This is a genomic window from Paraburkholderia haematera (genome assembly GCF_905220975.1).
GTDB classification, from domain to species: domain Bacteria; phylum Pseudomonadota; class Gammaproteobacteria; order Burkholderiales; family Burkholderiaceae; genus Paraburkholderia; species Paraburkholderia haematera.
In genome coordinates this window covers 397241-419299 of record NZ_CAJNBK010000001.1, presented here as the reverse complement: position 1 = coordinate 419299, position 22059 = coordinate 397241, and the positions used below count along the sequence as shown (strand labels likewise).

Here is a 22059-nt window from a genome sequence, read left to right as displayed (position 1 = left end):
CCCGAAGCCATGACGATCGAAACTCAATCGAAGCACGGCGAACATAGTCCGTTGCGCCGTATCATCGGATCCGTGTTTGCCATTATGCAAACGCGGCTTGAACTGGTCGGCATCGAACTCGCCGAAGAAAAAGATCGTCTGATCGGTGTGCTGTTCCTCGGTCTCGCCGCCATGATGTTCGCGACGATGGCCTTGATCGCATTGACGGCGCTGGTCGCCATCGCGTTCTGGGACACCTACCGATGGCAGGCGCTTGCCGGAATCACGACGGTTTATGCCATTGCGGGAATAGCCTGTGCACTGAAAGCGCGCAGCAGTTTGCGCAATGCCCCAGCGGTGTTCGAAGCCACCCTTGCTGAGTTCGAAAAAGACCGCGAGCTGTTCCGCAAACCGTGATACGGCAGGCGTAATGGGCTCATGGACGTCCCTCAAACGCCCTGCGCCTTTTTGCAGATACTTCGCACCCACCTCGAACGATTTGCAGCACTGTTTTACCGCCCCAACTTCCACTGCCGCCGACACGCCATGAGCCAATCCCACGCCGATACCGCTTTCCGCAACAAACGCTACCAGGCCAAAGATCTGAGCGCACCGCATCTGCGGGCGCTGCGCAAGGAATTGCTGCTGGTGCGCGCGGATGTCGAGCGCATGGAACTCGGCCAGGCAACCATCGAATTTCGGCAGGCAGTCACGCACTTCAGCTGGCTCAAATTCATTCTGCCGGGCTTCGGCGGCATGCGCATGGGTAGCGGATCGAAGGCGGGCTTCCTCAACGCAGGAAGCATCGGTGCGCTTCTCAAACAGTATCCACTCGTCAGCTCGATCGCTTCGCTTCTGTTGGCCAAACCGCTGCGCGCGACGCTTGCAGCGAGTGCAAAACCCGCGCTCAAATGGGGCGGTCTTGCGCTTGCCGGCTGGGAAGCGTATCGGATCTGGAAGCAGATGAAGAATGACTCCGCCAAGTCGGCCAACGGCAAGAAAGGGGCTGTTGACAGCGGGTATTGAAACGCAGCGCAAAAACGGTCTATTTGTTTGCCATTGCATTTTGATCCCAAAGCCGGCTCGTTCCCAGTAGCGCGCCCTAGCTTGTATTCCAGCACTCGCTGCTTGGCGGCGCAGTGCCGTTTGCGCCGCTTCTGTTGCCCCTCAACCCTGTCGCATCCAGCGTAAAGATGCCGCATGCATCGTCGCGCATCGGGCCGATGCTGATCGGTGTTGCCTCTACCGAATAGCCACCGTTTGCCTCGTCCGAGGGGAGCACTTGCAACCGGTAGATTGGCGTGCCGAATTGCGGCGCCTGATCCAGACCCGGCGGTAATGCACCGGCGCCATCACTGAGGGCTCCCTCGACGAATTGCGCTGCCCGATACAGGGCAGACGCTGCGTCGACCCTGTGTGTTCGCGCGACATGGCTCCGATAAGAAGGCACGGCAAACGCGACCAGCGTCGCGGCTATCGCCAGCACGATCATTAATTCAAGCAGCGTAAATGCGGATGTGCGCGGCCTCGTCATGAACCTCCCGTCAAAATGGGCGTGCGGCGACGCGGCGCCAATGACGCTCGATCTGTTCGCCTGCGATCACGAGCTCCATCTGCAACCACACCTGCGACTCTTTGGTCCGGCCAAAGCCACGCGCAGTCAGTAAATAGGCTCTGGCATCGGCGCGTGTGCCGAGACGCCAGGCTTCAATCAAGCATTGAGGCGCGCGCAGCGATCCGGGCCATTGCGCGACAGGTGCGACGGCGCCGGCTTCAAAAGCGGCTTCGTGCTTCCATTGTGTCGGCTCGCCGGATGAGAACGGCGCCACCGGCGGCGGCTCGAAAGCTGCCGCAGCGGCCACGTTCCGTGCGCACAAGGTCAGCACCGAATCCGCAGCGTGAAATGCCTGCAAATAGTCGCGCACATTGTTGGCGCTGCGTGCCGCTGCAAGCGATGTTTCGAACCAGGCCGCAGAGGTGGTCAACATCATCGCGGAAATCAGCAGGACGATCGGCAGGACGGCACCGCGATTGCGAACGCGCGATCTACGGCCGGTACGGATAAGTCCTGCCAAACGCTTCGGCGACGCGTGGTGCGTTGGGTTACAAAGTCTTCCGGTCACAGGGCGTCCTCCGCGTGATTGCGTATCGCCACCCGCCGCCAGAAAGCCTGCCGCGCCCGCATGTCGGCACCCAGAGCGCTCACACCGTCGCAATCGACATACCGCACACGCCGCCCTTGCGGCGCGCCGCGGACGAGCACGCAGAGATCGACGGCGACGATCTTTGCCCATTGAGCGGCCGTCATCCCCGACGCGTCGATTGCGCCCAGCCCGCCGGCCAGCCAGTACTTGAGTCGCACGCGCTCGACGCCTTCGACCAGCGGCTGCGCGGACCCCGCCTTGCCATTGCCTTCGCAGTAAAGTTCCGGCTCGCCCGTCGAACCGCTGACCCTGGCGAAGTATCGGTTGACCACCAACGCACCCTGCCCATTGAGTGCCGCATTGTTGCCCGTTACAGCCTGGCCGAGGCAGTCGGTCGATTGGCCCGTCGTTGACGGCCACGTCGAAACATTGTCCCCGACATAACGGACCACAATGCCGTCCGAGCGGCTCGGCAACGCCTCGCAGACAACGCTGTCGTCCGCACCGGCCGGGCGTCCTCCCGAACAGCCGAATAAGGGTGGCGGACTAATGAACTTCACGGCGTCCGCAGGGACGAAGCCGGCCATTTGAAGTTGCTGGCCCATTAACGTAAGCGCGGTCAGACCGGCTTCGCGGATCCGCATCGCATCGCCCGCGCGCTCGAACACGTTACGCTGCGTTGTATAGAGCGAAGCCACACCGGCGGTCACCACTAGCCCAAGCGCAATTGCGATCACAAATTCGACGAGCGTATGGCCCCGCGCAATATTTATACGCCGTGTCATTTCGCGAACGCCAGCGCGACGCATGAGGCGCTTGTGGGTACCTCAGCACCCCCGCACGACTCGGGCTTGTCGATGACATCGTCGGTGCGCGGCATGTCACGCAGCGCCGTCCACGTGACGCGTGCGATAGACACACCGCCGCTTTCCCCTACCGACGCTTCGCCATGCGGCAACAGGAGCGCGGCACGCGCGCTCCATTGTCTGATCGAAGAATCGCCCGCCGATGGCTCGCGCATCGCTTCGGCAACGGAATCGGCAATCCATGCCGCGTGCTCGCGCATCGCCATAGCACGGGCTTCGCGCGCAGTCCACAATTGACCGGCGATCAACCCAAGCGCTGTCACTGCCATCAGGGCAACGGCCAGCATCACTTCGATCAGTGAACTGCCTGTATGGCTTGCTGAGCGCTTTGTTGAGGGCTTTGCTGGGCGCGTTGCCGTGCAACTGCGCCCCCATGGGTTCGACGGATATCGGCTCATGACGCCGCTCCACACGCACCCTCGACAATCCGCGCGCGGCCGCCCGCCGCGACGCGGATGCAACGCCGCCACTTGTCACCCTGTGTCGCTTTCGACGGCACGCGCGGCGCGATATCAAAGCTGCGAAAGGTGCCAATCAACTGACCCGCCGGCGGCGTGAAAGTTAGATTGGTCTGCGTCCCGGTGATGCTGACCGCTGCAAGCAAAGGATGCGCGCGCAGTAACGAGAGCGTGCCACCTCGTTCGGCCAATACGGCCCAACCGCACGACCAGTCAGTGACGCCGTTGCCACAGGCTTGCCCAACGGCAAGACAGTGCCGCGCCGCGTCTATTCGACACACTGTGACGCGAGCACCTCGGCGCAATGCTTCGCTGCGCGCATAGGCGAGCGTTGAGGCAAGCGCTTTCGCGCGTGCGTCGACCTGGTCCCGCAGGTGCCATGCGACGAACGACGGTGTCGCCATCACCGCGACGATCGCCAGCAGTGCGACAACAGCCAGCGTTTCGACAAGCGTAAAGCCGCGGCGCGGCCTCAAACAGACTGCATCCCATTTCATCTGCATCCCTGATCGTTTCAAAGAATGCAGCCAATCTAGCGATTCGCGAACGGGTCAACAATCGGCCGAATGGCCAGGTGGCACTCAGACGCTATCCCGCGCAAGAATGCACGCGTGACGAACCATAACGGAAGCGGAGATGCGGATGCTCGACCCTACGCAACGGCAAACAGAACCTGGAGCACGGCTTCAGGCGTGGCAACAATCAGCGCTTGCGGGACGGCTTGGGAGGAGAAGAGGCACGGCGAAATTCTTCGATCACGTCCTCGAATTCGGAGACGTCTTCGAAGCGCCGGTAGACGGAGGCGAAACGAACATAAGCAATGGTATCCAGCGCACGCAACTCGTTCATCACGAGTTCGCCAAGGCGCTCGCTGCGCACCTCGCGCTCGCCGCTGCCGAGCAGTTGATACTCAATGCGGGCGACTGCCGCGTCGATCGCGTCCGCCGCCACCGGGCGCTTGCGCAGCGCCAGTTGCATGCTCGCAACGATCTTGCGGCGATCGAATTCCGTGCGGCTGCCGTCCTTCTTGACGACCGACGGCAACGCCAGCTCGACCCGCTCATACGTCGTGAAACGTTTGTCGCAGGCCGGGCAGCGGCGGCGCCGGCGAATTGTCGCGCCGTCTTCGGATACGCGGGAATCCACAACTTGCGTATCGGCGTGACGGCAGAAGGGGCAGTGCATGGCGGCTTAGCGGTAAACCGGGAAGCGCTGGGTCAGCTCGGCGACTTGCGCACGCACACGTTCGATCGTGGCAGCGTCTTCCGGGTTGTCCAGCACGTCGGCGATCAGGTTACCCACCTGCTCCGCTTCCTTGACGCCAAAACCGCGCGTGGTCATGGCCGGCGAGCCGAGGCGCACACCGCTCGTGACGAACGGCTTTTCCGGGTCATTCGGAATCGCGTTCTTGTTGACCGTGATGTGCGCCGCGCCGAGCGCAGCTTCCGCTGCCTTGCCGGTGATCTTCTTCGCGCGCAGGTCGACCAGCATCACGTGGCTTTCGGTGCGGCCCGAGACGATGCGCAGACCACGCTTGACCAGCGTTTCAGCCAGCACGCGCGCGTTCTCGACGACTTGCTGCTGATACGTCTTGAACTCCGGCGACAGGGCTTCCTTGAATGCGACAGCCTTGCCGGCGATCACGTGCATCAGCGGACCACCTTGAATGCCCGGGAAAATTGCCGAGTTGATCTGCTTTTCGAACTCGGCTTTCATCAGGATCACGCCGCCGCGCGGGCCGCGCAGGCTCTTGTGCGTGGTGGTGGTGACGAAATCGGCGTGCGGCACCGGGTTCGGGTAGACACCCGCGGCGATCAGGCCGGCATAGTGCGCCATGTCGACCATGAAATACGCGCCGACCGACTTGGCGATCTTCGACATCCGTTCGAAATCGATGCGCAGCGAGAACGCCGACGCGCCCGCCACGATCAGCTTCGGCTTATGTTCCTGAGCCAGCTTCTCAGCAGCGTCGTAGTCGATGTCTTCGGCTTCGTTCAGGCCGTAGCTCACCACGTTGAACCACTTGCCCGACATGTTGACCGGCGAACCGTGCGTGAGGTGGCCACCGTGCGCGAGGCTCATGCCCATGATCGTGTCGCCCGGCTTGAGCATGGCGAAGAACACGCCCTGGTTCGCCTGCGAGCCGGAGTTCGGCTGCACGTTGGCGGCTTCGGCGCCGAACAGTTGCTTGACACGGTCGATCGCCAGCTGCTCGGCGACGTCGACGTACTCGCAGCCGCCGTAATAGCGCTTGCCCGGATACCCTTCAGCGTACTTGTTCGTGAGTTGCGAGCCTTGCGCAGCCATGACAGCCGGGCTCGTGTAGTTTTCCGAGGCGATCAGTTCGATGTGTTCTTCCTGACGGCGGTTTTCCTGCTCGATGACCTTCCAGAGTTCAGGATCGACGTTGGCGATGGTGCTTTGGGCTCTGTCAAACATACGGATTCCGTTGAGTGGGTTCAGGTTGACCGGATCGTGCGCCGAATCTTGCGTAGAGGGTACGCAGCGCTGCTGGCGGCTGGGCCAGCCCTGACGTGGCGGATGGAGAGTCGCCGCACACGCGAGGCAGGACAGCCACCGCCAGCGCAGATCAATGCGCGCGGATCACGGCTGCCCAGGCGAACGGCGAAACGGCACCCTGCGCTTCACGGTGGGTTGTTCCACCTTGAACCCGATTGCTTGAACCGGTTCTATCGCCAGTCACGCAGGGATGAGCGCGTTAGTTTATTGGAAGAGGATCGAATAGGCAACCGGCTTGCTGGCGGGCCAGCAGACGCTTGCAAAGCCGGCCGTGGCGGCGCCGCGAGCGGCGCGCAAACGTCAGACGAAAGCACGCCCGGAACCCGCTCCGGGTCTCTGCCGCTGCCGCTTGTACGGCTGGTTCATCCTTGCCGCAGCGCCGCATTGGAAGTAGGCTTGGGACCTTTCTCTTTTACCAGCCAGGGAACTGCAATGATCGTGTTCGTCACCGGAGCGTCCGCGGGATTCGGCGCCGCTATTGCTCGTGCTTTCGTCAAGGGCGGCCATCGTGTCGTCGCCACCGCGCGCCGTAAGGACCGCCTGCAGGAACTCGCCGACGAACTCGGCGACGCCCTTCTGCCGTATGAACTCGACGTGCGCGACCGCGCCGCCGTCGAAGCCGTGCCGGCCTCGCTGCCCGCCGATTTCGCCGCGCTCGACGTGCTCGTCAATAACGCCGGGCTCGCGCTCGGCGTCGAGCCGGCGCAAAAAGCGAGCCTCGACGAATGGAACACCATGATCGAAACCAACTGCACGGGCCTGGTGCAGGTCACGCACGCCCTCCTGCCCGGCATGATGGAGCGCAATCGCGGTCACATCTTCAATCTGGGTTCGGCGGCCGGCAGCTGGCCTTATGCGGGCGGCAACGTCTATGGCGCCACCAAAGCGTTCGTGCACCAGTTCAGTCTGAATCTGCGTGCCGATCTGGCCGGCACGGCATTGCGCGTGACCAACATCGAGCCGGGCCTGTGCGGCGGCACCGAGTTCTCGAACGTGCGTTTCCGCGGCAACGACGAAAAAGCCGCCAAAATGTACGAAAACGTGCAGCCGCTGACGCCCGAAGATATCGCCGACTCGATCTACTGGATCGCCACCCGGCCTGCCCACGTCAACATCAACACGATCGAGCTGATGCCGGTGGCTCAATCGTTCTCCGCTTTGTCCGTTCATCGCGGCTGAAATCCCGGCTGAGGCCCGCCAGACGGGGCGCACATCTTGAAACAGACCTCGTGGTGTGCGTTCCGGTAAAATGCGCGGCATGAATATGTCGACCAGCCAGCCCGGCACGGAAATCGGCTTCACGTGGCCAATCCGCGTGTATTACGAAGATACCGACGCCGGCGGCATTGTGTTTTACGCGAATTACCTGAAATTTTTCGAGCGGGCGCGCACCGAATGGCTGCGCGCGTGCGGCGTCGACCAGAACCGGCTCGCCGACGAAACGGACACGATCTTCGTCGTCCGCAGCACCGCGGTCGACTATCGGGCGCCGGCCCGGCTAGACGATGTCGTCAACGTGGTAAGCCGAATCGAGCGTCTTGGCCGTGCTTCCGTCGATTTTGCGCAGGAAGCGTGGCGTGACGGTACGTTGCTTGCTAGCGGCGTCATCCGGGTCGGATGTGTCGACCGCGTTGGGCTGCGGCCAGCCGCGATTCCTCCACCGGTTCTCGCTGCGTTGCGGCGCGGGCCGGGTGTGAACGGCGGCGGGATGTCAACGGACAACGACTGAACCCCGTTGTTACGGGGCCAGTGAACTCATATCGATCAAGCAACACAAAGCATGGTTCGGCTTGCAATATCGCCGATGCTTCCGTTTTGCTCACGGCAAGCTTCGACTGACCTTGCAGCCGGACGCCCCCTTCCGGGACGTTAAAACGAACCTTTATGAACACTACACAAGATCTGTCGATCATTTCTCTCGTACTCAATGCGAGCCTTCTGGCGCAGGCCGTCATGGCGCTGCTGCTTCTGCTGTCGCTGCTGTCGTGGACTTTCATCTTCCGCAAGTGGTTTGCGATCCGCCGGGCGCGCGCGCAAACTGAACGCTTCGAGCGCGACTTCTGGTCGGGCGGCGATCTGCAGGCGCTCTATCAGAGCGCCGCGAACAACCGCCACACGATCGGCGCACTGGAGCGGATTTTCGAGTCCGGTATGCGCGAATTCCTGAAGGGTAAGGAAAAGCGCCTGAACGATTCAGGCGCGATTCTCGACGGTGCACGTCGTGCCATGCGCGCCGCGTTCCAGCGTGAAATGGACGTGCTCGAGGCAAATCTGGCGTTTCTCGCGTCGGTTGGCTCGGTCAGCCCGTATATCGGTCTGTTCGGCACGGTGTGGGGGATCATGAATGCGTTCCGCGGCCTCGCTAACGTGCAGCAGGCTACGCTTGCGAACGTCGCGCCGGGCATTGCCGAAGCGCTGACCGCCACCGCAATCGGCCTGTTCGCCGCCATTCCGGCCGTGGTCGCGTACAACCGGTACGCGCACGACATCGACCGTCTGGCGATCCGCTTCGAGACCTTCATCGAAGAATTCTCGAACATTTTGCAGCGTCAGGCACAGTAAGGAGTCCACGATGGCAGGCTCTTCCTCCAGCATGCGCGGCAGCCGTTCGCGCCGCGCGATGGCCGACATCAACGTTGTGCCGTACATCGACGTGATGCTCGTGCTGCTCGTGATCTTCATGGTGACCGCGCCGCTCGTCGCCCCGTCGATCGTCAATCTGCCGACCGTTGGCGGCGCCGCGCCCCAGCAGCAAACGCCGCCCGTGATCGTGAACATCCGTGCGGACGGCAATATGAGCGTCAAATACAAGGACGATTCCGGCGCGCAGCAGCAGGAAGACATGACCAAGGCGGATCTGCACGGCTTTATCGCCGACCGTGCGCAATCGCATCCTGACCAGCCGGTCGTGATCGCCGCCGACAAGACCGTGAAGTACGAAGTCGTGATGAATGTGATGTCCGAGCTGAAAGCTCAGGGCGTCAAGCGCGTTGGACTGCTCGTCAAATCGCAATGATCCGCAAGCATTCCGAATACCCGCTCCAGCCTCCGCGTGAACGCGGCACCGGGCGAGCCTTTGCGTTCGCACTGGTGATGCATGCGCTGCTCGGATTCTTCCTCTACCACGGCATTCAGTGGCAGAACAGCACGCCGGCCGGCGCGGAAGCCGAACTGTGGACTGAAATCCCCGATACGGCCATTCCGCGTCAGCCCCCGCCGCCGCCCGTGCCGGTCGCCCCTGCCCCGCCGCTGCCTGACGAACAGGCCGACATCGCGCTGCAGGAAAAGAAGCGCCAGCAACAGGAAGCGGCTCGCCAGGCGCAACTGGCCGAGCAGCTGCGTCTGCAGAAACTGCAAGCCCAGCAGGAAGCCGACGCGAAGCGCCAGCAGCAACTGGCGGCCGATCAGGCAGCGCAACTCGCCGCGCAAAAAGCAGCGGCGACCAAGCAGAAACAGTTGCAACAACAGCAACAGGCTGAGAAGCAGAAGCAGCAGCAATTGGCCGACCAGCAAAAGCAACAGCAGTTGAAAGAACAGCAGCAGGAGCAGCAGAAACAGGCCGAAGCCGACGCGCAGAAGAAGGCCGATGCGCAGAAAGCGGCGAAAGCCAAGGCTCAGGCCGATGCTGCGGCGCAAGCCAAGAAGCTGGATGTCGAACGCCGTGCGCGGCTTGCCCAGATGCAAGGCTCGGCGGGCGGCGAAGGCTCGAGCGGCAATGGGCTTGCGAAGAGCGGCACGGGTAGCGGTTCGGGTGGCACGGCGACATCGCCGGGTTACGCGGACAAGGTGCGTCGCGTGGTGCGCCCGAACATCTCGTGGGGCGGTGAAACGGAAGGTCTGGAGACCGTCATCTCGGTACGCTGCTCGCCGACAGGCACGCTGCTGGACGCACAGATCGCGCGCAGCAGTGGCAACTCGGCGTGGGACGACGCGGCACTGCGAGCCGTCCAGCGTTCCAATCCGATGCCTCAGGACATCGACGGGAAGACGCCGACCAGCTTCAAGATTACGTTGCGCCCGGCAGGTTGATTGCACCAGTTTGAAAGTCAGTTGACAGCGGACGCCGCGCCCCGCCCAGCGCGGCGCACCCGGGAACGAATTAGATATTCGCGGGTCTCTCTGCTGTCATGAAGTGTTAGTAAAACCGTTTTTGGGGAAACCATTCAGCATGAGTTTGATGACCAAGCTAGGCCTGCGGACACTTGTAGCGTCGTGCCTGATCGCCGTCGGCGGCGCTGCCAACGCACAACTCAACGTCCTCGTGACGGGCGTCGGGTCCACCCAGTTTCCGATCGCAACGGCGAATTTCGCCAATGAAGCGAACTCGCCGCAGCAGGTCAGCACAATCGTGCGTCAGGATCTGCAACGCAGCGGGAAATTCACGAATATCGACGCAGGCAGCACGCCGGTCGCGGAAACCGATTCCGTCGACCTCGGCAGCTGGAAGGCCAAGGGCGCCAACGCATTCGTGTCGGGCAGCGTGAACCGTTTGCCGAACGGTCAGTATGAAGTGCGTTTCAAACTGTACGACACGGTCAAAGGCGAAAGCCTCGGCGGCCTCGTGCTGGTCAGCCCGGAGAGCGGGCTGCGCATGAGCGCGCACAAGGTCGCGGACTACATCTACGCGAAGCTGATGGGCGGCCGCGGCGTGTTCGCCACGCGCCTCTCGTACGTCATCAAGACCGGCGGCCGTTATCAATTGCAGATTTCCGATTCGGATGGCCAGGACGCGCATATCGCGCTGTCGAGCCCCGAGCCGATCATCTCGCCGGCATGGTCGCCTGACGGCACCAAGGTCGCTTACGTTTCGTTCGAAAAGAAGAAGCCGATCGTCTACATCCACGATCTGCCTACGGGCCGTCGCGTGGTCGTATCGGACCAGAAGGGTAACAACAGTGCGCCGGCGTGGTCGCCGGATGGCCGCACGCTGGCCGTCGCGCTCTCGCGCACCGGCAACACGCAGATTTTCGCCGTCAACGCGGACGGCAGCGGCCTGCGGCGCCTGACGCAAGGCAGTTCGATCGACACTGAGCCGTGCTTCTCTCCTGACGGCCAGTCGATCTATTTCACCAGCGACCGTGGCGGCCAACCGCAGATCTACAAGATGTCGGCCCAGGGCGAGAATGCCGGCGCCGCGCAACGCGTGACCTTCACAGGCAGCTATAACACCAGCCCGCGCGTGAGCCCGGACGGCAAGCAGCTCGCCTACATCTCGCGCGTCGGCGGCGGGTTCAAGCTGTATATCCAGGACCTGCAAGGCAATACGGCGACGGGCCTGACGGACACCACACACGACGAATCGCCAAGCTTCGCGGCGAACGGTCAGTACATTCTTTACGCCACACAGGTGAACGGCCGTGGCGTGTTGGCCGCAGTATCGACCGACGGTCGCACTCGGCAGGTCCTGTCCGTTCAGGGTGGCAGCGTACGCGAGCCATCCTGGGGCCCGTTTATGCAGTAACGTTGATGCAATAACACAAGGAGAGTAACAAAATGATGTCCAAACTTCGTTTCGCATTTGCCGTATTGATGGTCGGTGCGCTGGCAGCATGTCACTCGGGCGTCAAGCTCGATGAAAACGCTAACAAGGGTGGTGCAGTTTCGACGCAACCGAATCCGACCGATGTCGCTCAGGTCAACGTCGATCCGCTGAACGATCCGAACAGCCCGCTCGCCAAGCGCAGCATCTACTTCGACTTCGACAGCTACTCGGTCAAGGACGACTATCAGTCGCTGCTGCAACAACACGCGCAATATCTGAAGAGCCATCCGCAACGTCACGTCCTGATCCAGGGCAACACCGACGAACGCGGCACCAGCGAGTACAACCTGGCACTCGGCCAGAAGCGTGCTGAAGCCGTGCGCCGTTCGCTGTCGCTGATGGGCGTGACGGACTCGCAAATGGAAGCCGTGAGCCTCGGCAAGGAAAAGCCGCAAGCGACCGGTCATGACGAATCGTCGTGGGCACAAAACCGCCGCGCCGACCTCGTGTACCAACAGTAAGTAACGGGTGATGAGCCGAATGACGCATCGTTTCTCCTGGCTGCGGTTTGCCGCAGCGGCCTGCGTCGCGGGCACGGCCTTCGCGGCTGTGCCGGCACATGCAGGCATGTTCGACGACGATCAGGCCCGTCAGGCCATTCTCGATCTGCGTTCAAAGACCGATAGCCTGTCGAGCCAGCTGTCGGCCGCACAGCGCACCATCCTCGATCAGTCCAACCGTCTCGACCAGCTGAATCAGCAGGTCGCGACGTTGCGTGGACAGAGCGAGGATATGGGCAACCAGCTCGCCACGCTGCAAAAGCAGCAGAAGGATTACTACACCGATCTGGACACGCGGCTGAAGAAATTCGAGCCGCAGCAACAGACGGTGGACGGCGTCCAGGGCGAGGTGCAGCCGGGTGAAACCGAATCGTTCAATGCGGCTTCACAGCAATTCCGCAACGGCGACTTCAAGAATGCGGCGGCGTCGTTCCGTAGCTTCATCTCCAAGTATCCGACCAGCCCTTACCAGCCGACCGCGCAGTACTGGCTCGGCAACGCGTTGTATGCGCTGCGCGACTACAAGGGCTCGACGGCGACCTGGCAAGGTGTGGTGAAGAACTACCCGCAGCATCCGCGTGCGCCGGAAGCACTGCTCGCGATTGCGAACAATCAGCTCGAGCAAGGTCAGAAGGCTGCGGCCAAGAAGACGCTGGAGCAGATCGTCGCGCAGTACAGCGGCTCGGACGTCGCGCAGTCGGCTCAGAGCAAGCTGTCGCAGATCAAGTAGTCGCAGATCATGTAGTCGTACAAGGTTTGGCAGTTGATGTAACGCGCAGTGGCCGCGCAGTTTCCAGATCAACAGCCACGCGCGCCTCTCGCTGGAAAGCCCGCGGTAGCGATACCTCGGGCTTTTCACTATCTGAAGTACGGATGACTCGACTTACCGCTATGGGTTGACAGCCTGTACGCGCTATCGCTATAATTTCGCTTCTCTTTTGGGTCGTTAGCTCAGCTGGTAGAGCAGCGGACTTTTAATCCGTTTGTCACAGGTTCGAATCCCGTACGGCCTACCAAAAGATTCAAGGGCTTGCACGCGTCAGCGTCGCAAGCCCTTTTCTTTTTGCGGTCCGCGCCGCCCTCTCCGCTCTATCCCCCCAAATAGTTCGACAGCCCACAGACCGCCCCCTCTAGCACAAGCATGATCGCTTCACAGCGCCGCAAGAGCGCTGCAAAAAAACCAAAAGACAGGGCTGCCAGGCCAGACGCCTCGTCCGCCCAACCGCCCAGGGGGGCGCCCATGAACACTGCAAAAGTAATCTGGGTAGCAGTAGGTTTGGCAATCTCGATCGAAACGTCGCACGCTCAGGAAATATTCCTGGAGGGCGGGACGCTTGGTGTCGGCATTGGCGCGGCGCTGAACGTCACGTCCTGGTTCGGCATGCACGCGGACTTCAACGCGATCAATATTTCGCATGACTTTACGGTAGGCGGAAATCGTTATGCCGACGGCGTGCGTCTTCGCCAGGGAGGCCTCTACGGCGATCTGTTCCCATGGTCAAGCAGCGGCTTTCGCGTCACCGCCGGTCTTCGCTTCACGGACGACGAGGTCAGCGGCAATTCCACTCCAACGAACGGCACCTACACATTCAAAGGCAAGACCACACCGGCCTTTCCGGGCGAGTACGCGACTGCCACCGTCAAGTACCCCACCGTGATGCCTTATCTGGGGGTGGGTTACGGCTTGCAACCCGCAGCCAAAGGATTTGGCCTGGTGGTCGATCTCGGCGTCGCTTATGGCGTACCGCACTCGTCCTATACGTTGTCACCGGCCTTGGCCCAGGTTGCGGGTCCTGCCATGAGCCAGGAGATTATCGCGACCGGCTTGCAACAACTGAGGGACAAGGCCTCGCCCTATCGGTGGTATCCGACGTTGCAAATCGGCCTTTCGTACCACTTCTAATCGCGAGAAACGCCGCACGAGAGACACGCGACACCGACGAAATCTGAACGAATTCATCACAGACTTTCGCACGGTCGCGAATATTCTCACCGCGCAATTCATCATGCCACACGCATACACAGGAACATTCTTACATCACGCCCTTTGGATGCCTAACAGATACAACGGACTCCGAACATTATTATTTATTGAGACATAAAGACGTGCAATGATCGCCGCCGATTCCGCGAATCACGCTGTCACTCTGCGTGAGCAAACGCCCTGGTAACGCCCCAGATCCCTGCGCTTTCATTCCGTCAATATGCCCAATTTTCTGTTCAACCTTGTCTCGAACCTTGCTTTGCTGACTATCGTGCTGAGCGCGTGTCATCTGTGCAACCGGCTTGTGCCGAGCGCCGCGCTCAATGGTGCGCATATTTTCGTGGCGCTGGCATCGGCCGCATTGCTGCTCGATGCCGCCCTGACCTTTCTCGTGTTTGCCGATGCGCAGAGCCGCTATGGCAAGTTCAGCACGTCGGGTGCATTCTTCGAACGCGCCGGTACGTACGTGCTGGCAGCCATTGCCGCATTGGCGTGGCAATACGCGGCGCATCGCACGCGCCCCGCCAAAACGAGCAACACCGCGCTGGTCATTCGCACCTCCCCCTACTCCGAATCACATCTGCCGATGTAAGCCCAGGCGCGCACTTTCTCCTCTTCACGCAATCCGCATCATCGTCAGGAACGGACCTTGCGAATGGACGCGCCGTCGCGTATAACTCCCGAAGATCAAGAGTTACTGTTTGCACCCGCCACCGGGCATTCGCCGCTGTATTGCACTCCCGCCGTTCAATTAGTCGAAGACAACTTAACCAGCGAGGAACATCTTGGATCTCGAAACCGTACGCGCGTTTATCATGACCCGAGGCATCGACATCGGCACCAAGGTACTCGGTGCAATTGTGTTGTGGATCGTCGGCCGCTGGGTCATTGGCCTGATCACCGGCTTGCTTCGCAAACTGCTGTCGAAAAACGGCCGCGTCGATCCGACACTCGCTCACTACCTCGGTTCGATTCTCGGCGCACTGCTGAACCTGCTGCTGATCCTCGCGATCCTGCAGGTGTTCGGCGTCCAGACTACCTCGTTCGCCGCGTTGCTCGCCGGTCTCGGTCTTGCGATCGGCACCGCGTGGGGCGGCCTGCTCGCCCATTTCGCGGCAGGCATCTTCATGCAGGTGCTGCGGCCGTTCAAGGTGGGCGATTTTGTTACCGCGGGTGGCGTAACCGGCACGGTCTCCGAGTTGGGGCTGTTCGGCACGACCATCGTGACGCCGGATAATGTGACGACCATCGTCGGCAACAACAAGATCTTCTCGGACACAATCTCGAACTACAGCATACTGCCGGTGCGCCGTGTCGAGTTGACAGCGAAGATCGCCAACGGCGTCGACCCCACGGATGCGATGAGCCGGTTGAAGGCGGCCGTCACGAAGATTCCGAACGTAGCCGAGAGCCCGGCGCCCGACATCGAAGTGCTTAGCTTCACGCCGGAGGGACCGTTGTTGTGCGTGCGGCCCTATACAAACAATGAGCATTACTGGCAGGTCTACTTCGACACCAATCGTGCGATCGTTCAGACCTTCAAGGATGCCGGCTATCCGACACCGGAAACGCCGCTTGCGCCGCGTGCAGTGACGTGAGCGCAAATGCCGTTTAGGTTCCCGTGACCCAAGTCGTGACTCGCTAAGGCGACAAGGGTACGCACAACGTCCGCGGTCCGGCTCATGGGAATCACGGAATCATGACCACCAAATGAAAACGGCGTCGCGAAATTCGCGACGCCGTTTTTTCGTCTTGCTCCGTACTAGCTGAAGTGTCAGCGGCCGCCCGCCTTGGATGCGTTCTTGCGCGTCATCTTCCACAGCGCGCCGAGCACAACCGGCACCACAGCCGCGCCGATACCCACCAGCACGATCACGTTCAGATATTGACGGATGAACGGAATGTTGCCGAAGAAGTAGCCGAGCAACACCAGCAGCAATACCCACAACAGCGCGCCGAGGATGTTGAAAAGCTGGAACCGGCTCACTGTCATCTCCGAGGCGCCGGCAACGAAGGGCGCGAAGGTCCGCACCACCGGGATGAAACGCGCCAGCACGATCGTCTTGCCACCATGCTTTTCATAGAAGTTATGGGTCTTCTGCAGCGCGGCCCGATCCAGGAAGCGCTCGAGGAAAGGGATGTGCGAATTGAACACCCGTGGTCCGATGGCCCGCCCAATCATGTAGTTGACCGTATTGCCGGCGACCGCCGCAACAAGCAGCAGAACGATCAGCAGGCCGAGATTCATTTCACCGCTTGCGCAGAAAGCGCCGCCGATGAACAGCAGGGAATCGCCCGGCAGAAAGGGCAGAACGACCAGCCCGGTTTCACAGAACACGATAAGAAACAGCACCGCATAGACCCAGGTGCCATACACGTGAATGAAGTCGCCCAGAAACTTGTCGATATGCAAGACAAGGTTGACGAAGTGTAGCAACGTGTCCAAAAAGCGTCCTTTATTAAGCGAATGTGACCGTAGCGGGAGCGGCCGCGCGAAAAGCCTTGCGGGCGATGAGCGGCGAGCGCGTGCTCGCTGCCGGAAATTGACCGCGTCATCATACCGAAAGTGCCCGGGTGCGATTAAAAAACTGCTCGCGCCGAATCGCTATAATTTCGCCATGTCAGAATTCTCCGAAACGCCTGCCGGCACCGCCGACGCGGCCGCAGTTCCCGCCGCGGCGCCCGTCCCACGCCCGTTGCGGGCGATCCAGCCCCTACCCGATCAGTTGATCAGCCAGATTGCCGCCGGCGAAGTGGTCGAGCGGCCAGCCTCGGTGGTCAAGGAATTGCTGGAAAATGCGCTCGATGCCGGCGCCCAGACCCTGCGCATCCTGCTCGACGAAGGCGGCGTCAAACGCATTTCGATCACCGACGACGGCTGTGGCATCCCCGAAAACGAACTCGCGCTCGCGCTGATGCGCCATGCGACCAGCAAGATCCGCTCGCTTGCCGAACTGGAAGCGGTCGCCACGCTGGGGTTTCGCGGCGAAGCGCTGGCGTCGATTGCGTCGGTCGCGCAGATGAGCATCACGAGCCGCACTGCCGACGCGCCGCACGCCGTGCGCGTCGACGCGCAAACGGGTGTGCTGAGTCCCGCCGCCGGTACGCAGGGCACCACGATCGAAGTCCGCGAGCTGTACTTCAATACGCCCGCGCGCCGCAAATTCCTGAAAAGCGAGCAGACCGAACTCGGCCATTGCCTCGAACAGATTCGCCGTGCCGCGCTGGCGCGGCCGGATGTGGCGATTTCCGTTCTGCATAATGGTAAGGCGGTCGAACACTGGAACGCCAGCGAGCCGCCCGCGCGGGTCGCCAAGATTCTTGGCGAAACCTTTGCGACGGCTCATTTGCCGCTCGACGAATCCGCCGGCCCGCTCGCCGTCTACGGCTGCGCGGGCCTACCGACCGCGAGCCGCGGACGCGCCGATCAGCAGTATTTCTTCGTCAATGGCCGGTTCGTGCGCGACAAGCTGCTCACGCACGCCGTGCGCGCCGCCTACGAAGACGTGCTGCACGGCGACCGCTACCCGTCCTATGTGCTGTTTCTCGACCTGCCGCCAGAAGCAGTCGATGTGAACGTGCATCCGTCCAAAATCGAAGTACGGTTTCGCGATTCCCGCTCGATTCACCAGTTCGTGTTTCATGCCGTGCAGCGTGCATTGGCACGGCACGCGGGCGCGTCTCCAGAGACAACTGCCGGTGGGCATGCGGCGCATCTGGAAGCATCGACGGGTGGGCCGGCTTCGTTCGGCGCGACGCCGCTCGGCGGTGCGGGCGCGGGAAGCGGCGCAGGCTTGGGCGGAGGCTTCGGCAGCGGTGCAGGCGGCTTCGGCGGCGGGACGGGCAACGGCTTCGGCTCCTCGCAACCCGGCAACACGTGGATGCGTCAGGCGCGCATGACGCAGGGCACGCTGCCGGTCGCACAGCCGCTAGCGTTCTACGACGCGCTTTTTGGCCGTAGAGACACGAACGCCGGCACAGCGGAAGGCGCGACGCTGTTCGAAGCGCGCGACTCGGCTGCGGAAACGCCGTCCCCGTACAACACCTCGGCGCCATACGCATCGCCCGCGTTCAATGCCTCAGACGAGCAACCGCTCGGCTTCGCGCTCGGCCAGATTCACGGCATCTATGTGCTCGCGCAGAACGCACATGGGCTCGTGATTGTGGACATGCACGCCGCGCACGAACGCATCCTGTACGAGCAGTTCAAGAACGCTCTGGCCGATCGCACGATCGCCGTGCAGCCGCTGCTGATCCCGCAAACGATGCAGGCCGATCCGATCGAAATCGGCACGGTCGAAGAAGAACGCGACACGCTGGACGCACTTGGTTTCGATCTCGCCGTGCTATCGCCGACCACGCTCGCGATCCGCGCCGTGCCCGCGTTGCTGAAAGACGCCGATCTGCAGGCGCTGGCACGCGCGGTCCTCTCCGACCTGCATGCGTTCGGCGGTTCCCGTGTGTTGACTGAGCGTCAGCACGAGCTGCTCGGCACGCTCGCCTGCCATCACGCGGTGCGCGCGAACCGGCGTCTGACGCTCGACGAAATGAACGCGCTGCTGCGCCAGATGGAGGCGACCGAGCGCGCCGACCAATGCAATCACGGGCGTCCGACCTGGTATCAATTGACGATGTCCGATCTCGATCGGCTGTTCATGCGTGGGCAATGACGGTGCGCCTGATTACGCTTATCCGGCGCGCGCCATTTTGCCTATGACCTCCTCGAACACGTCAAGCACTCCCGCGCCGATCCCATGTCTGCTCGGTCCGACCGCATCCGGTAAAACCGCTGCCGCGCTGGCCCTGGCCGCACGGCGGCCGGTGGAAATTATCAGTGTCGATTCGGCGCTGGTGTATCGCGAGATGAATATCGGCACCGCCAAGCCGACGCCGGAAGAACGCGCGGTGGCGCCGCATCATCTGATCGATATCGTCGATCCGGCGGACGCGTATTCAGCGGCGGAATTTCGCCGCGACGCGTTGCGCCTGATCGGCGAGATCAGCGCGCGCGGGCGGCTGCCCTTGCTGGTCGGCGGAACCATGCTGTATTACAAAGCGCTCACGCAGGGACTGAACGACCTGCCCGCCGCCGATGCCGACGTGCGTACAACGCTCGATGCCGACGCCGCGCGCGAAGGCTGGCCGGCGCTGCATGCGCGGCTCGCCGCTGTCGATCCCATTACGGCTGCGCGCCTCGCGCCAAACGATTCGCAGCGAATTCAGCGGGCGCTCGAGGTTTTCATGCTGACTGGGCAAGCAATGTCGGCTTTGCTGGCCGCGCCCGCTCGAACGGACGACGCCGCTCTGGCGTGGCGCTTTGTGCCTATCGCGCTCGAACCATCCGAGCGGAGCGTGCTGCATGCTCGCATCGAAAAGCGCTTCGACGCCATGCTGGCCAACGGCTTTATCGACGAAGTCGTAACATTGCGCGAGCGCGGGGATTTACTGCCCGAGATGCCGTCCATGCGCTGCGTGGGATACCGGCAGGTCTGGGAATATCTCGACGGAGCCGTCGACTACTCGACCATGCGCGATAAAGGGGTTTTTGCCACCCGGCAATTGTGCAAGCGGCAACTCACGTGGTTGCGCAGCATGACGGAGCGGGTGGTGGTTGATTGCTGCGATCCCGGCGCGACTGCGCAGGTCGTCAGCTTGATTGAAGCGATGATGTGAAGCTTCTACCCGCGCGGCGCGAACCTTCTGTACGCCGCGCAGGCAACCAGCCTGCTTTCAAACTGGCTGGTTAAACGACGATCGTCTGAGCTTCGCCGGCCGCGCTCTCGCGAATCACGCCGATCTTCCAGACCTGCTCGCCAGCCGCCGACAAAGACGCGATCGCAGCGTCGGCATCAGCGGCAGCAACAACCACCGCCATGCCGATCCCGCAGTTGAACACGCGGTGCATTTCCGCATCCGCCACGCCACCGTGCTTCTGCAGCCACAAGAACAGCGGCGGCATCGGCCAGTTGTTGTGATCCAACTCAGCCGTCAGACCTTCACGCAGAACGCGCGGAATATTCTCGACCAGCCCGCCGCCGGTGATGTGCGCCATACCCTTGACAGCGATCTGCTGCATCAAGGCCAGCAACGGCTTCACGTAAATATGCGTAGGCGCCATCAACGCGTCAGCGAGCGTTCGGCCATCAAAATCCGCATTCAGATCAGGCTGCGCACGTTCGATGATCTTGCGCACCAGCGAAAAACCGTTCGAATGGATACCGCTGGAAGCCATACCCAGCACCACATCACCCGGGGCGATCGTGCTGCCGTCGATAATCTTGCTCTTTTCCACCGCGCCGACCGCGAAACCGGCCAGATCGTACTCACCGTCCGGATACATGCCCGGCATTTCAGCCGTCTCGCCGCCGATCAGCGCACAACCGGACAGTTCGCAGCCATGTGCGATACCCTTCACGACCGTTGCCGCGGTGCCGACGTCCAGCTTGCCGCAAGCAAAATAATCGAGGAAGAACAGCGGCTCGGCGCCCTGAACCAGAATGTCGTTCACGCTCATCGCCACCAGATCCTGGCCGACCGTGTCGTGTTTGTTCAGCTGAAACGCGAGACGCAGCTTGGTGCCGACGCCGTCCGTGCCCGAAACCAGCACCGGTTCCTTGTACTTCTTCGGCACTTCGAACAGCGCGCCAAACCCGCCGATGCCACCCAGCACGCCGTCGCGCATCGTCTTTTTGGCAAAGGGCTTGATCGCATCGACAAGGGCGTCGCCCGCGTCGATGTCCACGCCGGCGTCGCGATACGACAAACCTTGAGCGTCAGGGGCGGATTTCGGTTGATTCATGGGGAAGGGCAAGAAGGTCGGTAAAATGCGATTTTACCCGATGCCGGCCGTCTGGCTGGAATTTGCATCAGCCTGAATCTTCCGGTCGCGACGACACCTGGGAAACAATTTTGCAACAGAACTCCTCGATCCTGACACCTGTACAGCGCCGCGCTTTCATCTGGCTGGCAATCGCACTGGTTGTCGGCATTTTGCTCTGGCTACTGAGTCCAGTCCTCACACCGTTCCTGCTAGGTGCCATTCTCGCGTACATTCTGCAACCGGGCGTCGCGTGGATGGTTCGCCGGCGTGTGCCGCGCGGACTCGCCGCCTTGCTGATGATGCTGCTGTTTTCGTTGCTGATGACAATGCTCGTGCTGCTGGTGCTGGCCGTCATCCAGAAAGAAGGTCCGCAGTTGAAGCAGCAGGTGCCCGTGCTGTTTGCGCACGCGAGCGCCTGGTTGCAACCCAAGCTTGCGATGATGGGCCTCGCCGACTCGCTCGATTTCGCCAGTATCCGCGATCTCGTGATGGGGCAGCTCGAAGGCAGCGCACAGCAGGTCGCGCTTTATGCATGGACTTCGATCCGCACCAGCGGCAACCTGATGATGACGGTGGTCGGCAACCTCGTAATGGTGCCGCTCGTGCTGTTTTATCTGTTGTACGACTGGAACCGCATGCTCGCCCGCATGCAGATCGTGGTGCCGCGCCGCTGGCTCGAAAAGACGCTGCAGCTCGCGCGCGACATGGACCTGATGCTGTCGCAATACCTGCGCGGCCAGTTGCTCGTGATGGCGGTGCTCGCGGTCTATTATGCGATTGCGCTGACCGTCGCCGGCTTCGAGATCGCGCTGCCAGTGGGTATTTTCACGGGCCTCGCCGTGTTCATCCCGTACATCGGTTTTGCAACCGGGCTCGCGCTGGCGCTGCTCGCGGCACTGCTGCAGTTCGGCGACTGGTATGGCTTCGGCGCGGTCGCGGTGATTTACGGCGTCGGCCAGATCGTGGAGAGCTTTTATCTCACGCCACGCCTCGTCGGCGAACGGATCGGCCTGCACCCGCTCGCGGTCATCTTCGCGTTGCTCGCGTTCGGTCAGTTGTTCGGCTTTTTCGGCGTGTTGATGGCGCTGCCGGTCAGCGCGATTCTGTCGGTAGCGATGCGCGAGTTGCGTCAAAGCTATCTGGCGAGCACGCTTTACAACAACTGAGTCACTGACTGCTCATTGACTGTTCCTTGACGTTTCAGGGCCCGAAGTTCGGGCCATTTGCGGCCTAAGCCCCATTTTCG

Annotated in this window: 25 protein-coding genes, 1 tRNA gene and 1 riboswitch; of the genes, 17 read left to right on the top strand and 9 right to left on the bottom strand. The window is 61.8% G+C overall.

Features of this window, described 5'->3' with window-relative positions; translation table 11 throughout:
* The first annotated feature begins 9 nt into the window (after positions 1-9).
* Together KHO23_RS01940 and KHO23_RS01935 are read left to right on the top strand one after the other, a co-directional pair.
* Entirely contained in the window at positions 10-396 is a 387-nt protein-coding gene (locus tag KHO23_RS01940; RefSeq protein ID WP_211609155.1) for a phage holin family protein, read from the top strand.
* Between the two features lie 129 nt (positions 397-525).
* The gene (locus tag KHO23_RS01935; RefSeq protein WP_211609153.1) at positions 526-1005 is read left to right on the top strand and encodes a DUF3318 domain-containing protein; all 480 of its coding nucleotides are present in this window, start codon (positions 526-528) and stop codon (positions 1003-1005) included.
* A 76-nt stretch (positions 1006-1081) separates the two neighbouring features.
* On the opposite strand, the gene KHO23_RS01930 is transcribed toward KHO23_RS01935, so the two are convergent.
* From KHO23_RS01930 to glyA, 7 genes are all read right to left on the bottom strand, one after another.
* Complete coding sequence (locus tag KHO23_RS01930; RefSeq protein ID WP_211609152.1) at positions 1082-1513, bottom strand: type IV pilin protein; 432 nt, start codon at positions 1511-1513, stop codon at positions 1082-1084.
* 10 nt (positions 1514-1523) lie between these two features.
* Positions 1524-1970, bottom strand: a complete 447-nt coding sequence (locus KHO23_RS01925; protein ID WP_211609148.1) for a pilus assembly PilX family protein — start codon at positions 1968-1970, stop codon at positions 1524-1526.
* A gap of 128 nt (positions 1971-2098) precedes the next feature.
* On the bottom strand, positions 2099-2908 hold the full coding sequence (locus tag KHO23_RS01920; protein WP_211609142.1) for a PilW family protein: 810 nt from the start codon (positions 2906-2908) through the stop codon (positions 2099-2101).
* The gene (locus tag KHO23_RS01915) at positions 2905-3276 is read right to left on the bottom strand and encodes a hypothetical protein (RefSeq protein WP_211609134.1); all 372 of its coding nucleotides are present in this window, start codon (positions 3274-3276) and stop codon (positions 2905-2907) included. Before KHO23_RS01915 ends, KHO23_RS01920 begins: the two co-directional genes overlap by 4 nt.
* Positions 3277-3383: 107 nt before the next feature.
* Positions 3384-3950, bottom strand: coding sequence for a GspH/FimT family pseudopilin (locus KHO23_RS01910; RefSeq protein WP_407946025.1), 567 nt, complete (start codon positions 3948-3950; stop codon positions 3384-3386).
* 199 nt (positions 3951-4149) lie between these two features.
* Entirely contained in the window at positions 4150-4632 is a 483-nt protein-coding gene (nrdR, locus tag KHO23_RS01905; protein WP_027799387.1) for a transcriptional regulator NrdR, read from the bottom strand.
* A gap of 6 nt (positions 4633-4638) precedes the next feature.
* Positions 4639-5886, bottom strand: a complete 1248-nt coding sequence (gene glyA / locus KHO23_RS01900) for a serine hydroxymethyltransferase (RefSeq protein WP_211609129.1) — start codon at positions 5884-5886, stop codon at positions 4639-4641.
* Between the two features lie 166 nt (positions 5887-6052).
* Positions 6053-6161, bottom strand: a riboswitch (ZMP/ZTP riboswitch).
* 238 nt (positions 6162-6399) lie between these two features.
* On the opposite strand from glyA, the gene ydfG reads away from it, so the two are divergent.
* From ydfG to KHO23_RS01840, 12 genes are all read left to right on the top strand, one after another.
* Entirely contained in the window at positions 6400-7146 is a 747-nt protein-coding gene (ydfG, locus tag KHO23_RS01895) for a bifunctional NADP-dependent 3-hydroxy acid dehydrogenase/3-hydroxypropionate dehydrogenase YdfG (RefSeq protein WP_211609127.1), read from the top strand.
* A gap of 70 nt (positions 7147-7216) precedes the next feature.
* The gene (ybgC, locus tag KHO23_RS01890) at positions 7217-7696 is read left to right on the top strand and encodes a tol-pal system-associated acyl-CoA thioesterase (protein WP_211609819.1); all 480 of its coding nucleotides are present in this window, start codon (positions 7217-7219) and stop codon (positions 7694-7696) included.
* Positions 7697-7851: 155 nt separating this feature from the next.
* A complete protein-coding gene (gene tolQ, locus KHO23_RS01885; protein ID WP_074285341.1) occupies positions 7852-8529 on the top strand; it encodes a protein TolQ in 678 nt (225 codons plus the stop codon).
* 10 nt (positions 8530-8539) lie between these two features.
* A complete protein-coding gene (gene tolR, locus KHO23_RS01880) occupies positions 8540-8983 on the top strand; it encodes a protein TolR (protein ID WP_211609125.1) in 444 nt (147 codons plus the stop codon).
* Positions 8980-9996, top strand: a complete 1017-nt coding sequence (gene tolA / locus KHO23_RS01875; protein ID WP_211609122.1) for a cell envelope integrity protein TolA — start codon at positions 8980-8982, stop codon at positions 9994-9996. Before tolR ends, tolA begins: the two co-directional genes overlap by 4 nt.
* Positions 9997-10135: 139 nt before the next feature.
* Positions 10136-11428, top strand: a complete 1293-nt coding sequence (tolB, locus tag KHO23_RS01870; protein WP_211609120.1) for a Tol-Pal system beta propeller repeat protein TolB — start codon at positions 10136-10138, stop codon at positions 11426-11428.
* 32 nt (positions 11429-11460) lie between these two features.
* Positions 11461-11970: a peptidoglycan-associated lipoprotein Pal gene (gene pal / locus KHO23_RS01865; RefSeq protein ID WP_035552920.1), complete on the top strand. Its 510-nt coding sequence runs from the start codon at positions 11461-11463 to the stop codon at positions 11968-11970.
* A gap of 19 nt (positions 11971-11989) precedes the next feature.
* On the top strand, positions 11990-12739 hold the full coding sequence (gene ybgF / locus KHO23_RS01860; RefSeq protein ID WP_211609818.1) for a tol-pal system protein YbgF: 750 nt from the start codon (positions 11990-11992) through the stop codon (positions 12737-12739).
* A 210-nt stretch (positions 12740-12949) separates the two neighbouring features.
* Positions 12950-13025 (top strand) — tRNA-Lys (locus KHO23_RS01855).
* Positions 13026-13249: 224 nt separating this feature from the next.
* Complete coding sequence (locus tag KHO23_RS01850) at positions 13250-13912, top strand: TonB-dependent receptor (RefSeq protein ID WP_211609116.1); 663 nt, start codon at positions 13250-13252, stop codon at positions 13910-13912.
* A 301-nt stretch (positions 13913-14213) separates the two neighbouring features.
* Positions 14214-14585 carry a hypothetical protein gene (locus KHO23_RS01845; protein ID WP_211609114.1) on the top strand — a complete coding sequence of 124 codons (372 nt, stop codon included), beginning with the start codon at positions 14214-14216 and terminating at the stop codon, positions 14583-14585.
* A 193-nt stretch (positions 14586-14778) separates the two neighbouring features.
* Positions 14779-15591 carry a mechanosensitive ion channel family protein gene (locus KHO23_RS01840; RefSeq protein ID WP_211609112.1) on the top strand — a complete coding sequence of 271 codons (813 nt, stop codon included), beginning with the start codon at positions 14779-14781 and terminating at the stop codon, positions 15589-15591.
* 176 nt (positions 15592-15767) lie between these two features.
* On the opposite strand, the gene KHO23_RS01835 is transcribed toward KHO23_RS01840, so the two are convergent.
* Positions 15768-16439 carry a DedA family protein gene (locus KHO23_RS01835; RefSeq protein ID WP_211609110.1) on the bottom strand — a complete coding sequence of 224 codons (672 nt, stop codon included), beginning with the start codon at positions 16437-16439 and terminating at the stop codon, positions 15768-15770.
* A 172-nt stretch (positions 16440-16611) separates the two neighbouring features.
* Here KHO23_RS01835 and mutL point away from each other — a divergent pair, with 172 nt between their 5' ends.
* Positions 16612-18663, top strand: coding sequence for a DNA mismatch repair endonuclease MutL (mutL, locus tag KHO23_RS01830; protein ID WP_211609108.1), 2052 nt, complete (start codon positions 16612-16614; stop codon positions 18661-18663).
* 43 nt (positions 18664-18706) lie between these two features.
* Positions 18707-19666 carry a tRNA (adenosine(37)-N6)-dimethylallyltransferase MiaA gene (gene miaA, locus KHO23_RS01825; protein WP_211609106.1) on the top strand — a complete coding sequence of 320 codons (960 nt, stop codon included), beginning with the start codon at positions 18707-18709 and terminating at the stop codon, positions 19664-19666.
* 70 nt (positions 19667-19736) lie between these two features.
* On the opposite strand, the gene purM is transcribed toward miaA, so the two are convergent.
* Positions 19737-20792 (bottom strand): phosphoribosylformylglycinamidine cyclo-ligase, encoded by a 1056-nt coding sequence (gene purM / locus KHO23_RS01820; RefSeq protein WP_211609098.1) that lies wholly within the window; start codon positions 20790-20792, stop codon positions 19737-19739.
* 110 nt (positions 20793-20902) lie between these two features.
* Here purM and KHO23_RS01815 point away from each other — a divergent pair, with 110 nt between their 5' ends.
* Positions 20903-21979 (top strand): AI-2E family transporter, encoded by a 1077-nt coding sequence (locus tag KHO23_RS01815; RefSeq protein WP_211609094.1) that lies wholly within the window; start codon positions 20903-20905, stop codon positions 21977-21979.
* Positions 21980-22059 lie beyond the last annotated feature (80 nt).